Origin of the sequence: Mycobacterium fragae (genome assembly GCF_002102185.1) — a bacterium.
Classification (GTDB): domain Bacteria; phylum Actinomycetota; class Actinomycetes; order Mycobacteriales; family Mycobacteriaceae; genus Mycobacterium; species Mycobacterium fragae.
The window spans coordinates 236375-249023 of record NZ_LQOW01000016.1 but is presented as its reverse complement, the minus strand read 5'-3'; the positions used below and the strand labels follow the sequence as shown (position 1 = coordinate 249023).

General features: G+C 66.4%; 13 protein-coding genes. 6 read left to right on the top strand and 7 right to left on the bottom strand.

Annotation, left to right across the window (positions count from 1 at the left end; genetic code table 11):
- The 3 genes from AWC06_RS09235 to AWC06_RS09225 all read right to left on the bottom strand — a co-directional run.
- Positions 1–398 (bottom strand): helix-turn-helix domain-containing protein (locus tag AWC06_RS09235; protein WP_169715326.1); only part of this gene is annotated, 398 nt, incomplete at its 3' end.
- A 158-nt stretch (positions 399–556) separates the two neighbouring features.
- Positions 557–1066 (bottom strand): PPOX class F420-dependent oxidoreductase, encoded by a 510-nt coding sequence (locus tag AWC06_RS09230; protein WP_085196584.1) that lies wholly within the window; start codon positions 1064–1066, stop codon positions 557–559.
- Between the two features lie 187 nt (positions 1067–1253).
- The gene (locus AWC06_RS09225; RefSeq protein ID WP_085196582.1) at positions 1254–1955 is read right to left on the bottom strand and encodes an IclR family transcriptional regulator; all 702 of its coding nucleotides are present in this window, start codon (positions 1953–1955) and stop codon (positions 1254–1256) included.
- A 24-nt stretch (positions 1956–1979) separates the two neighbouring features.
- On the opposite strand from AWC06_RS09225, the gene leuC reads away from it, so the two are divergent.
- The 3 genes from leuC (at position 1980) to AWC06_RS09210 (ending at position 4837) form a co-directional block, all read left to right on the top strand.
- Positions 1980–3392 carry a 3-isopropylmalate dehydratase large subunit gene (leuC, locus tag AWC06_RS09220; RefSeq protein ID WP_227371215.1) on the top strand — a complete coding sequence of 471 codons (1413 nt, stop codon included), beginning with the start codon at positions 1980–1982 and terminating at the stop codon, positions 3390–3392.
- 24 nt (positions 3393–3416) lie between these two features.
- Entirely contained in the window at positions 3417–4016 is a 600-nt protein-coding gene (gene leuD, locus AWC06_RS09215; protein ID WP_085196578.1) for a 3-isopropylmalate dehydratase small subunit, read from the top strand.
- Positions 4017–4213: 197 nt separating this feature from the next.
- Positions 4214–4837: an HU family DNA-binding protein gene (locus AWC06_RS09210; RefSeq protein ID WP_085196576.1), complete on the top strand. Its 624-nt coding sequence runs from the start codon at positions 4214–4216 to the stop codon at positions 4835–4837.
- Between the two features lie 72 nt (positions 4838–4909).
- Here AWC06_RS09210 and mutT1 read toward each other — a convergent pair whose 3' ends face one another.
- From mutT1 to cofC, 3 genes are all read right to left on the bottom strand, one after another.
- Positions 4910–5842: an 8-oxo-(d)GTP phosphatase MutT1 gene (gene mutT1, locus AWC06_RS09205; protein ID WP_085196574.1), complete on the bottom strand. Its 933-nt coding sequence runs from the start codon at positions 5840–5842 to the stop codon at positions 4910–4912.
- An 81-nt stretch (positions 5843–5923) separates the two neighbouring features.
- A complete protein-coding gene (locus AWC06_RS09200) occupies positions 5924–8116 on the bottom strand; it encodes an RNA degradosome polyphosphate kinase (protein WP_085196642.1) in 2193 nt (730 codons plus the stop codon).
- 94 nt (positions 8117–8210) lie between these two features.
- The gene (gene cofC, locus AWC06_RS09195) at positions 8211–8870 is read right to left on the bottom strand and encodes a 2-phospho-L-lactate guanylyltransferase (RefSeq protein ID WP_085196572.1); all 660 of its coding nucleotides are present in this window, start codon (positions 8868–8870) and stop codon (positions 8211–8213) included.
- Positions 8871–8958: 88 nt separating this feature from the next.
- On the opposite strand from cofC, the gene AWC06_RS09190 reads away from it, so the two are divergent.
- Together AWC06_RS09190 and AWC06_RS09185 are read left to right on the top strand one after the other, a co-directional pair.
- On the top strand, positions 8959–9960 hold the full coding sequence (locus AWC06_RS09190; RefSeq protein WP_085196570.1) for an NAD(P)H-dependent glycerol-3-phosphate dehydrogenase: 1002 nt from the start codon (positions 8959–8961) through the stop codon (positions 9958–9960).
- 25 nt (positions 9961–9985) lie between these two features.
- Positions 9986–11095: a D-alanine--D-alanine ligase family protein gene (locus tag AWC06_RS09185; protein ID WP_085196568.1), complete on the top strand. Its 1110-nt coding sequence runs from the start codon at positions 9986–9988 to the stop codon at positions 11093–11095.
- Here the strand turns inward: AWC06_RS09185 and AWC06_RS09180 are convergent.
- On the bottom strand, positions 11092–11619 hold the full coding sequence (locus tag AWC06_RS09180; protein ID WP_085196566.1) for a DUF3515 domain-containing protein: 528 nt from the start codon (positions 11617–11619) through the stop codon (positions 11092–11094). The two genes, AWC06_RS09185 and AWC06_RS09180, sit on opposite strands and share 4 nt — an antisense overlap.
- A gap of 59 nt (positions 11620–11678) precedes the next feature.
- Here AWC06_RS09180 and AWC06_RS09175 point away from each other — a divergent pair, with 59 nt between their 5' ends.
- Positions 11679–12638 carry a thiamine-phosphate kinase gene (locus tag AWC06_RS09175; RefSeq protein ID WP_085196564.1) on the top strand — a complete coding sequence of 320 codons (960 nt, stop codon included), beginning with the start codon at positions 11679–11681 and terminating at the stop codon, positions 12636–12638.
- The last annotated feature ends 11 nt before the right edge of the window (positions 12639–12649 follow it).

Here is a 12649-nt window from a genome sequence, read left to right as displayed (position 1 = left end):
TGGGTGCCATCGGCGAGCCACCAGTGGGTGAAGTCGGCCTGCCAGCGTTCATTGGGCTGTTCGGCGGCGAACCGGATATACGACGACTTGGGCCGCTTGTGTGGTTGTGCGGTGATGTGGCCGGCCGCGCGCAGATGGCGATGGATCGACACCGGCGCCACCGTCACACCGTAGTGGTGGCGCAGGTGCCAAGCGATCGTGTGAGGTCCGTTGTCGAGGCCTTTGCTGCCCAATGTCTTGCGCAGTTCGATGATCAACTCGACCGTGCTCTGCGCAAGCCGCTGCGGGCTGGTGTGCGGCCGGCGCGAACGCGGCTGGAATGCCGCCTCGCCCTCGAGCCGGTAGCGGGCAACCAGCCGGCTGACCCAGCCCTGGGAAACCCCATACTCACGGGCCACCGCAGATTGGCTGCGACCCTCAACAACGACGGCAGTGATTACTAGGCGAGCCTTCGACACCCGCCGAGAGTCGAGCGCTCAACCTATTCCGATGTCTTGCGACACGCTATTCGCATGTCCTGGAACCACACACCATCGGGGCTACTTATCTGCCGGCGCTAGTCGGCCGCAAGCGCTCTCGGCGCGGTCGAGCCGCCCACCGGCATGTGCGGCAGTCCGAGCTTGCGGTGATCCCAGGAACGGGTGCGGCGGCTGACGATGCGCACCGCGACTCGCTTGTTCATCATCTGGTCCACGGCTGGTTTCATCTCGTCGGTGTAGGGGCCGGTGTAGCGCTCCCACACGCTGACCCCGACCCGGAAAATCGCATCGGGATCGTCGACGATCTCGGCGACACCCTCGAAGGACACCCCGCGCAGCGTGTCATAGGTGTCGCCGTCCTCGAGCAGAAAGCTCACCCGCGGATCGCGTTTGAGGTTGACGGCCTTCTGCGACTTGGCCTTGGTCTCCAGCCAGATTTCGCCGTCGACCACGCCGTACCACATCGCGGTCAAGTGCGGCTGCCCGTCGGGGCCGATGGTGGCCAGCGTGCCGGTACGGCTCGTCGCGACGAAGTCGGCGATCTCGGCCTCGGACATGACAATCTGCGCGCGCTGGTTGCTTCCCATGGCTTGACAGTGTCTCAGGTGGCTTTCCCGGCGCTGCCGGGCGGGCAATGACAGCCGACTGTGGATGAACGGTATCCAGTGTGCGCTGAGGGCGGGATTTAAGCGATTTTCGCGCCCTCGACGCACAGTCGAAGCCGCGAGCGCACACTCGACGATCGCGGGCCCTGAGCGCCAGCAAGCGCTCGCGCTAGAGCCGGCGGGTCAGCGCGTCGGCCGCCGCCAGCAGATCGGCCGCCCAGCGCGCCCCCGGGCGTCGGCCCATGCGGTCGATCGGGCCGGACACCGAGATCGCGGCGATCACCGTGCCGCGGGCATCGCGCACCGGCGCCGACACACTCGCCACGCCCGGCTCGCGCTCGGCTGCACTTTGCGCCCACCCGCGCCGACGCACTTCGGCCAGCGCGCGGTCGCTGAACTTCGCTTCGGGCAGGATGGCCTGCTGGGTGGCGGTGTCGCTGTACGCGAGCAACACCTTGGCGCCCGAGCCCGCCGTCATCGGCAACCGCGCACCGACCGGCACGGTATCGCGAAGGCCCGCAGGCGGTTCCAATGCTGCGATGCAGATCCGCCAGCTGCCTTCGCGGCGATACAGCTGCACGCTTTCGCCGGTGATCTCGCGCAGCCGCGGCAGCACGGCCGCGCCGGCCGCCAACAGCGGGTCGTTCGCGTGAGCGGCCAGCTCGGTGACCGCCGGCCCGAGCCGCCAACGGCCCTCCCCATCGCGTGCCAGCAGGCGATGGGCCTCCAAGCCGGCCGCCAACCGGTGTGCGGTGGCTCTGGGCAGGCCGGTGCGATCGCACAATTCGGCCAACCCGCAGGGCGTTTCCGCGATCACGTGCAGCACACCCACGGCTTTGTCGAGAACACCGATGCCGCTATCCTGTCTCATATGGAGATACTAACGTCTCAGAATGTGAGATCAAGGCCGCGCACGCTGGCCGAGAAGGTTTGGGACGACCACGTGGTGGCGTCCGGCGGTAATAGCGAACCCGACTTGATCTACATCGACCTGCATCTGGTGCACGAGGTCACCAGCCCGCAGGCTTTCGACGGTCTGCGCCTGGCCGGCCGCCCGGTGCGCCGGCCCGATCTGACGCTGGCCACCGAAGACCACAACGTGCCGACGATCGACATCGACAAGCCGATCGCCGACCCGGTGTCGCGCAACCAAGTCGAGACACTGCGACGCAACTGCGCGGAATTCGGTATCCGGCTCTACCCGATGGGCAATATCGAACAGGGCATCGTCCATGTCGTCGGACCGCAATTGGGTCTCACTCAGCCGGGTATGACGATCGTGTGCGGCGACAGCCACACGTCAACCCACGGCGCGTTCGGCGCGCTCGCAATGGGCATCGGTACTTCCGAGGTCGAACATGTGCTGGCCACTCAGACGCTTCCGCTGCGGCCGTTCAAGACGATGGCCGTCAATGTCGACGGACAGCTGCCCGCAGGCGTGACAGCCAAAGACATCATCCTTGCGGTGATCGCCAAAATCGGCACCGGCGGCGGTCAGGGCCATGTCATCGAATACCGCGGCAGCACCATCGAATCGCTGTCGATGGAGGCCCGCATGACGATCTGCAACATGAGTATCGAAGCCGGCGCTCGCGCGGGAATGGTAGCCCCGGATGCGACCACCTACGAATTCTTGCGTGGCCGCCCGCATTCACCGACCGGAGCGCAGTGGGATGCGGCGGTGGCCTATTGGGATCAGCTGCGCACCGACGAGGGCGCCGAATTCGACACCCAGGTTTATCTGGACGCGGCGTCGCTGACTCCGTTTGTCACCTGGGGCACCAATCCCGGCCAAGGGGTGCCGTTGGGTGCGGCGGTGCCCGACCCCGAACTGATCACCGACGACACCGAGCGTCAGGCCGCCGAGAAAGCACTGGCGTACATGGATCTTCGGCCCGGAATCCCGATGCGTGACATCGCAGTGGATGCGGTGTTCGTCGGATCGTGTACCAATGGCCGCATCGAGGATCTGCGGGCAGTGGCCGATGTGTTGCGGGGCCGCAAGGTGGCCGACGGAGTGCGGATGCTCGTCGTTCCCGGGTCGATGCGGGTGCGCGCACAGGCCGAAACGGAAGGCCTCGGCGAGATCTTCACGGCCGCCGGCGCTGAGTGGCGTCAGGCCGGTTGTTCGATGTGCCTTGGGATGAATCCAGATCAACTCGCACCCGGGGAGCGGTGCGCGGCAACGTCCAACCGCAACTTCGAAGGACGCCAGGGCAAAGGCGGCCGTACGCACTTGGTGTCGCCTGCGGTCGCCGCGGCCACCGCGGTGCGCGGGAAACTCGCCGCTCCGGCGGACTTGGACTGAAGTCTTACCGAGAAGGAGATCAGCATGGAGGCTTTTCACACTCATACCGGCATTGGGGTGCCGCTGCGCCGGTCCAATGTGGATACGGATCAGATCATTCCGGCCGTCTATTTGAAGCGCGTGAGCCGAACGGGTTTTGAGGACGGATTGTTCGCCGCGTGGCGAAGCGATCCATCCTTTGTGCTCAATCTCAGCCCATTCGACCGGGGTTCGGTACTGGTCGCCGGACCCGATTTCGGCACCGGATCCTCCCGCGAGCATGCGGTGTGGGCGCTTATGGACTATGGATTCCGGGTAGTGATCTCATCTCGGTTCGGTGACATTTTTCGGGGCAACGCAGGGAAGGCGGGGCTGTTGGCGGCCGAAGTTGCCCAAGATGATGTGGAACTGCTCTGGAAGCTGATCGAGGGCAGTCCGGGGCTGGAAATCACTGTCAATCTTCAAGATCGGAATGTGTCCGCAGGAACGGTGGTGCTGCCGTTCAAGATTGACGACTACACCGCCTGGCGTCTAACAGAAGGGCTTGACGATATAGCCCTTACGCTGCGGAAACGCGACAAGATTGAAATCTTTGAGGCGTCTAGGCCCGACTGGAAACCGCGCACTCATCTCGCTTCTGGATGAGTCGTTCGGGCCCCGAATTCCGAGCACTGCACACGGTTATTTGACCCCCTCGCCATCGGTCAAGCGCGGCAACCGGATTGCAAAAAATTCGGCCAGAGCCCACTGAAATTGGGCGTGGCTCTTGGAAATCAGGTATGTCAGGGTTTACCGTGTCCTCTAGTCGGTCCAAAGCGGGCCACTGGTTTCGGAGGGTTTGGATGAACAAAGCAGAGCTCATTGATGTGCTCACAGACAAATTGGGCTCGGATCGTCGGTCGGCAACCGCCGCCGTTGAGAATGTCGTCGACACCATTGTGCGCGCCGTGCACAAGGGTGACAGCGTCACCATTACCGGTTTCGGTGTGTTCGAGCAGCGGCGCCGCGCGGCGCGCGTTGCCCGTAATCCCCGCACCGGCGAGACGGTAAAGGTGAAGCCGACGTCCGTGCCCGCGTTCCGTCCGGGCGCACAATTCAAAGCTGTTGTATCTGGCGCACAGCGTCTCCCAGCGGAAGGACCAGCCGTGAAACGTGGTGTTGGTGCAAGCGGTGCCAAGAAGGCGGCGAAGAAGTCGCCGGCTAAGAAGGCCGCGAAGAAGGCAGCGAAGAAGGCTCCGGCCCGAAAGACCGCTGCTAAGAAAGCCACAAAGCGGACAACCGCCAAGAAGGCCACAAAGCGGACGACCGCTAAGAAGGCCACCAAGCGGACGCCGGCCAAGAAGGCCACCAAGCGGACGACGGCCAAGAAAACCACCGCCCGCAAGGCAGCAACCAAGCGCCCGGCCAAGAAGGCCACCAAGCGCACGGCAGCTAAGAAGTCCACGGCTCGCCGCGGTCGCAGGTAAGCGCTAGACAACCCAACACGCAGATTCGCCGTAGTTCGGCTCGATCGTGAGGCGCTACGGCGAATCTGCGTGCTAGGTGACCACGTTGGCGGCGAGTGCGCTGCCGATGTGGTCGGCTGCGATCAGCCGCCCAGCCGACAACGACAGCACCCACGTGCTGCCCTTGCGGTTGCGTGATTTGTCCGGGCGCACGCCGTCGCGGTCACACCACCAGCCGATCAGGTCCGGAATTACCTTGCCCTGCGTGCAGATCACCGGCGCGCGGCTCGACTCGGCGATCTGCAGCACCCGACGCCGAGCGCGTTTGGGGTTTTCGGCATACGCCTCCTCGGTCAGCGTGGGCTCGTTGCATATCACTACGCCCAGCTCCTCTGCCAGCGGTTCCACCGTCTGGTGGCAGCGAAGCCGGTCGGCGGCGTACACATCGTTGGCGCCGAAGGCGAGCAGCTGCCCAACCAATGCTTCGGCTTGCGCACGGCCCTTCTTGTCCAACGGTCGCTTGGTGTCGTCACCGGAGAATCGTGACTTGCTTCCAGCGGTGCCGTGGCGGACTATCAGCACGGTCTGGGTATCCGCGGGATGCTTGGCGAACCGGCGCAAGACCTTTCGGTCGTAGGCGTAGGACAGTTTCTTCGCCGCGGCCGCGGCCGGCAGCCAGACCAGCTCATCGACTTCGTTGGTCGGGACGAACTCCCCGCCAATGCTGCATGCCGACCAGTAGCGCACTTTCTTGGTGCCTTGTTCGATCGGGTAGCTCACCGTCGCGATCCGTCGGCCGAGATGCACGCGGTGGCCGGTTTCCTCGAAGACTTCACGCACCGCGGTCAACGGTTCGGTTTCGCCGGGGTCGGCCTTGCCCTTGGGCAGCGACCAATCGTCGTAGCGGGGGCGGTGGATCACCGCAATCTCGACCGCTGACTCGCGGTAGCCGGGCCGCCACAGCACCGCACCGGCCGCGCGAACGATCTTGCCCGCCGGGTCCTCCGGCGAGATCTGTGTCGGCACCTTAACTCCTGCAGGTCAATTCGGGATCCGCCGAAACCCTATCGTCGGCAGGAGCCGCAACGGTCGACATACGAATGGCGGTCACGGGCTGCGGTGTTGATCCATCAGCGACACCTGATGGTCGCGCACCGTCTGGCCGGCCCGCGGTGAGGCGGTCCACTGTCCGTCCGACCCGAGCTCCCAGCAGCGGGTGGCCGGATCAAGGGCCGACTCGAATATGTCGTCCAGTTGCGCGGTGAGTCGTGGGTCTTTGACCTGAGCCATCACCTCGACGCGCCGGTCCAGGTTGCGGTGCATCATGTCGGCGCTGCCGATCCAGAATTCGTCGATGGCGCGGAAGTGGATGATTCGTGAGTGCTCCAGGAAGCGTCCGAGAATCGATCGCACGGTGATGTTTTCGGAGAAGCCGTCGACTCCCGGCCGCAATGCGCAGATTCCGCGCACCACCACTTGCACATCCACACCGGCCTGCGATGCGCGATAGAGCGCATCGATGACCTGCTCGTCGACCAAGGCGTTCATTTTGAGTCGGATGCGCCCGTTACCGCTTTCGCGGTGCGCGGCAACCTCACGCTCGACGCGCTCGATGATGCCGGAGCGGATACCTTGCGGAGCCACCAGCAGATTGCGGTAGGACAACTTTCGCGAGTATCCGGTCAGCGAATTGAACAGGTCGGTCAGATCGGCGCCGATATCCGGGTCGGCGGTCAGCAAGCCGATGTCCTCGTACAACCGCGCCGTCTTGCTGTTGTAATTGCCGGTTCCGACATGGCAATAGCGCCGGATCGCCGGGCCTTCGCGACGCACCACCAGTGCGGTCTTGCAGTGCGTCTTGAGCCCCACCAGCCCGTACACCACATGCACCCCGGCCTGCTCCAATGCGCGCGCCCAACGGATATTGGCCTGTTCGTCGAACCGGGCCTTGATTTCAACCAGCGCCACCACCTGCTTGCCGGCCTCGGCGGCATCAATGAGCGCGGTGACGATCGGCGAATCGCCGGAAGTGCGGTACAGCGTTTGTTTGATCGCCAGCACATTCGGGTCGGCCGCGGCCTGCTCGATGAATCGTTGCACGCTGGTCGAGAACGAGTCGTAGGGGTGATGCACCAACACATCGCCCTCGCGCAGTGTCGCGAAGATGCTCTTGGGCGTTTCCCGTTCGGCGAACGCGGGATGCGTGGCCGGAACGAATGTCGGATCTTTCAAGGCCGGACGGTCGAGGTCATAGATCTGCCACAGCGACGACAAATCCAAAAGCCCCGGCACTTCGATGACGTCGCCGGGATGCACGTCGAGTTCGCGCAGCAGCAACTCCAACATGTTTTCGGTCATGTCGTCGGCCACTTCGAGCCGCACCGGTGAGCCGAAGCGCCGACGGGCCAATTCACGCTCGAGCGCCTGCAGCAGATCTTCGTCGCGGTCCTCTTCGACCTCGAAATCGGCGTTGCGGGTAATGCGGAACACGTGGTGCTCGGCGATCTCCAGACCGGGGAACAGCACCGGCAAGAACGCCGCGATCAGCTCCTCCATCGGCAGGAACCGCACTTCTGTTCTGCCGTCGGCATTCTTCCGCGCGCCAAGTTCGACGAAGCGATCGACGTTGTCGGGCACCTTGACCCGCGCGAAGTGCTGGCCGCCGTCGTCAGGCCGCTTCACGGTGACCGCCAGGTTCAAGCTCAACCCGCTGACGAACGGGAACGGGTGCGCGGGGTCGACCGCCAGCGGTGTCAGCACCGGGAAGACCTGATCGTGGAAATAGATGGACAGCTGCTTGCGCTCAGCTTCGTTCAGGTCGGCCCACGTGACGACGTGGATCCCCTCTTCGGCCAGCGCCGGTCGCACCGAATCGAGAAAGACACGCGCGTGCCGACTGGCGATCTGCTGGGTCTGCTCGCCGATGCGACGCAGTTGCTCGCGTGGCGTCAGCCCGTCCGCGGAGCGAACCGACAGGCCCATCTCGTCGCGCCGCTTGAGGCCGGCGACGCGAACCATGTAGAACTCGTCGAGGTTGGAAGCAAAGATCGCCAGAAACTTCGCGCGCTCAAGCAGTGGCAGCGACGGGTCCGCGGCAAGCGCCAAGACCCGTGCATTGAAATCCAGCCAGCTCAGTTCCCGGTTGAGATAGCGGTGCTCGGGAAGTTCGTCCTCGATCGCGGCGGCCGTCGCCGCAGGCGGTGCGCCCGGTGCCGAGTCACCCGGATGCCATGCGGGCCCGTCCGGGCGCGCCTCGGCTGAGGCGCCGGCCGCGACTGCGGCCGCTTCCCTGGCTTCGATGTCGGTCACCCTTGTGATCATTCCTCATCAGCGGGTCGTGCTGCCACCGACTGACCGACATCCATGCACCGTTGACGGGCCGTTCACCGACTTGTTATCGGCGCGCGCCCGCTGCGACGGCCCGCGTGGTCGCAGGCCCCACCCCGAGCCGACGGGCCACCGCCAAGTCGGCGGGTGTGTCGATATCGCACCGTAGCCCCGGCCATGCGCCGGTTAGTTCTATCGCGCCCGAACGCCGATGCCGCGCGGAAGAATCCGGGCCGAAATGCGGGTCGAGCGCGGCTCCGAATGCACACAGCGCCGCGGTTCCGGAGCCGAGCCGGTCGGCGACGAAACTTCGCCGGTGGTGGCGCGCGGCGGCGATCGCCTCGGCGAGTTCCTGAGTCTGCAATGCCGGTAGATCCCCTTGCAGCACAACGATATTCGGCACCGACTCGGCCACTACGCGCTCGGCGGCGGCGATTGCGTTGTTGAGCGGGTCGGGGTGGCCCTCCGGAGTGGGGTCGGACAACACATCGGCGCCGAGATCGGCCGCCGCGGCGGCCGCCGCATCGTCGGGCGTGATGACCGTGATGCGACGCAGAGCCCCGACGTTCGCCGCCGCGGTGAGCGTGTCGACCAGCATGGCCAACACCACGGTTTCCCGGGTCTGTGCCGAGAACACCGGCGCCAGCCTGGTCTTGGCGGCGGCCAGCCGCTTGACGGCGATGATCAAGCCGACATCAGCACCGGTGTCGGCCCGTCTGCCGCTCATGTGCCCATCCTGCCAGTGCCGGCGTTGTGGGCTACCGTGAAGCGCCGGCAGCTCACGGCACACAGGAAGCAGGGATCGAAGGCGCACGATGGTCAGCACGACAGCGGTGATGGGCGCCGGAGCGTGGGGCACGGCACTGGCCAAGTTGCTCGCCGACGCCGGCGGCGAGGTCACGCTGTGGGCGCGGCGATCCGACGTCGCCGAGGAAATCAACGTCACCCGTCAGAACCCGCACTACCTGCCTGGTGTGAATTTGCCGCCGGCTATCAGGGCCACCTCCGACGCCGACGAGGCGCTGCAGGGGGCGACGACGGTGCTGTTGGCGGTGCCGGCACAGACGATGCGGACCAACCTTGAACGGTGGGCGGATCTGTTTGCCGAGGGCGCGACTCTCGTTAGCACGGCCAAGGGCATCGAGTTGGACACGCTGATGCGGATGAGTCAGGTCATCGTCGCGGTGACCGGCGTGGATCCGGCGCAGGTCGCGGTGATTTCCGGGCCGAACCTGGCCAGTGAGATCGCGGCCGGGCAGCCCGCTGCCACGGTGGTGGCGTGCAGCGACTCCGGGCGCGCGGTCGCCGTGCAGCGTCAACTGAACACCGGATACTTCCGTCCGTATACCAATGCCGACGTCATCGGCACCGAGATCGGCGGCGCGTGCAAGAACGTCATCGCGCTGGCCTGCGGGATGGCGGCCGGCGTGGGCCTGGGCGAAAACACCGCGGCGGCGATCATCACCCGCGGGCTGGCGGAGATCATGCGGTTGGGAATCGCGGTCGGAGCCAAGGGCGCAACGCTGGCGGGTCTCGCCGGGGTGGGCGACCTGGTGGCCACCTGCACCTCGCCCCGCTCACGCAACCGGTCGTTCGGCGAATGCCTGGGGCGGGGCGAGACCATGGAATCGGCGCTGCAGACCCGGGACGGCCACGTCGTCGAGGGTGTGACGTCGAGTGAGTCGGTGTTGGCGCTGGCATCGAGCTACGACGTCGAGATGCCGCTCACCGACGCCGTACATCGGGTCTGTCATCGCGGACTGTCCGTCGGCGAGGCGGTGCTGTTGCTGCTGGGCCGCAGCACCAAGCCGGAATGACACGGACAGGTAGCCTCTCTAGGTTGTGAGCGCCCGTCACCGCATCCGTGTCGCCGTCGTGTTCGGCGGACGCAGCAACGAGCACGCCATCTCCTGTGTGTCGGCGGGCAGCATTCTGCGCAACCTGGATCCCGAGAGGTTCGACGTGGTCGCGGTCGGGATCACCCCCGACGGCTCGTGGGTGCTCACCGACGGCGACCCGGACAAGCTGGCGATCACCAATCGCCAGCTGCCCGGCGTGAGCCCCGAATCGGGGACCGAGCTGGCGCTGCGCGCCGATCCGCAGCGCGCCGGCGAGCTGGTGTCGCTCTCGCCCGGCGGGAGTGAGGTGCTGACCTCCGTCGACGTGGTGTTCCCGGTCCTGCACGGCCCGTACGGAGAAGACGGCACCATCCAGGGCCTGCTCGAACTGGCCGGTGTGCCCTATGTGGGCGCCGGAGTTCTTTCCAGTGCCACGGCGATGGACAAGGAGTTCACCAAGAAGCTGCTTTTGGCCGAGGGACTTCCGATCGGCGCCCATGCGGTGCTGCGGCCGTCGCAGTCGACGCTGGACGCCGAGCAGCGCGATCGACTCGGGCTGCCGGTCTTCGTCAAGCCCGCGCGCGGCGGATCGTCGATCGGCGTCAATCGGGTCACCAGCTGGGAGCAGCTGCCTGCAGCCATCGCCGATGCCCGTCGGCACGACCCAAAGGTGCTCGTCGAGGCCTCGGTCGCCGGCCGCGAATTGGAGTGCGGCGTCCTCGAATTCCCTGACGGCGCAGTGCAAGCCAGCGCCGTCGGGGAGATACGGGTGGTCGGAGTGCGCGGGCGCGAAGACCCGTTTTATGACTTTGCGAGCAAATACCTCGACGACGCCGCCGAACTCGACGTGCCCGCCAAGATCGACGACGAGGTGAGTGAGGCGGTGCGGGCATTGGCCATTCGGGCGTTCCGGGCGATCGACTGCCAGGGTTTGGCCCGGGTGGACTTCTTCCTCACCGAGGACGGGCCGCTGATCAACGAGGTCAACACGATGCCCGGTTTCACCACGATCTCGATGTACCCGCGGATGTGGGCAGCCAGCGGCGTGGACTACCCGACCTTGCTGGCGACCATGGTGGAGACTGCGTTGGCGCGTGGGACCGGTCTGCGCTAGCCGGACGGCGCCGGGCTGATCGGCACGGCCGGCATCGCGTGGTCGACCAGGTCGGAGAGTTGCTGGATCGGCGTGGGTCCCGAGCCGGGCGGCAGAGTCAGCGCGACATAGACCGGCCGGTCGACGGTGTACCAGGTGGACCGGTGATCCTGGCGAACTTCGAACCACTGCACTCGGTCGACGACCTGGATCGGCGAACCGACCACGAAGTCCGCCGGACGTTCCACCCCGCACCGCAGCACCACCGGCTCCCCATCGCTGTCGGGACGCCAGGCGGCGGCGCCGGCAGGTGTCGGCGCGACGGTGGGGGCGCGCTGATAGTCGCCGAGTCGCTGCGGCAGCGCCGCCAGCAGGGCTCGGCACGCCGGATGCTGTGCCTGCGGCGCGGGCACAGCGGCGATGGCCACCGGTTGCTGCGGCGAGTGACGGGTCACCGCGATTGCCAGTACCGCGCCGATCGCGCCGACGGCCAGCACCAGCGCCGCGATCAGCACGGTGCGCGACGGTCCCTCGTCGTTGTCCACGTGCTTACACTCCCGGAGTCGGCGGACAAAAACCTACCCGTCGATTCTCTGGAGGTGGCGTGAGACCCGACCCCACGCTGGGTGAACTCGGCGAGTTCGGCATGATCGATCGGCTTGCGCAGGGTCGAGGCCAGCCGGCCGCGGTCGCGCTCGGTCCCGGTGACGACGCCGCGGTGGTGATCGCCGATGACGGTCGGGTCGTGGTGTCGACGGACATGCTGGTCGAGGGGCGCCACTTCCGGCTGGACTGGTCCACGCCGCACGACGTCGGCCGCAAGGCCATCGCGCAAAACGCCGCCGACATCGAGGCGATGGGTGCACGGCCCACCGCGTTCGTCGTCGGCTTCGGGGCGCCGTCCGAAACGCCGGCCGCGCAAGTCAGCGAGCTGGCGGACGGCATGTGGGAGGAAGCCGACCGGATCGGAGCGGGCGTCGCCGGCGGAGATCTGGTCAGCTGCCCGCAGTGGGTGATCTCGGTGACCGTGCTGGGCGACCTAGACGGGCGGGCGCCGGTGCAGCGCGCCGGGGCGCGCCCGGGCGCAGTGGTTGCGGTCGCCGGCGTGCTGGGACAGTCGGCGGCCGGATATGCCTTGTGGCGCAACGAGATCAGCGGCTTCGACGAGTTGCGGCGTCGCCATCTGGTACCGCAACCCCCCTACGGCCAGGGCCGCGCCGCGGCCGACGCCGGCGCCCAGGCGATGATCGACGTTTCCGACGGCCTGGTGGGCGATCTGCGGCATCTCGCCGAAGCGTCAGGTGTCGGCATCGACCTGAGCACCGAAGCGCTGGCGGCCGATCGGGAGGCACTGGCCGGCGCCGCCGATGCGGTCGACGCCGACCCGTGGGCGTGGGTGTTCGGTGGGGGAGAAGACCACGCCCTGATCGCGGTGTTCCGCGACGCGGCTCCGGTCGGCTGGCGGGTCATCGGCCAGGTGCTCGACGGGCCACCGCGTGTGCTCGTCGACGGCGGAGAGTGGCGCGGATACTCGGGCTGGGAATCATTCGGCTCGTTAAGGTGACTCGGGAGAAT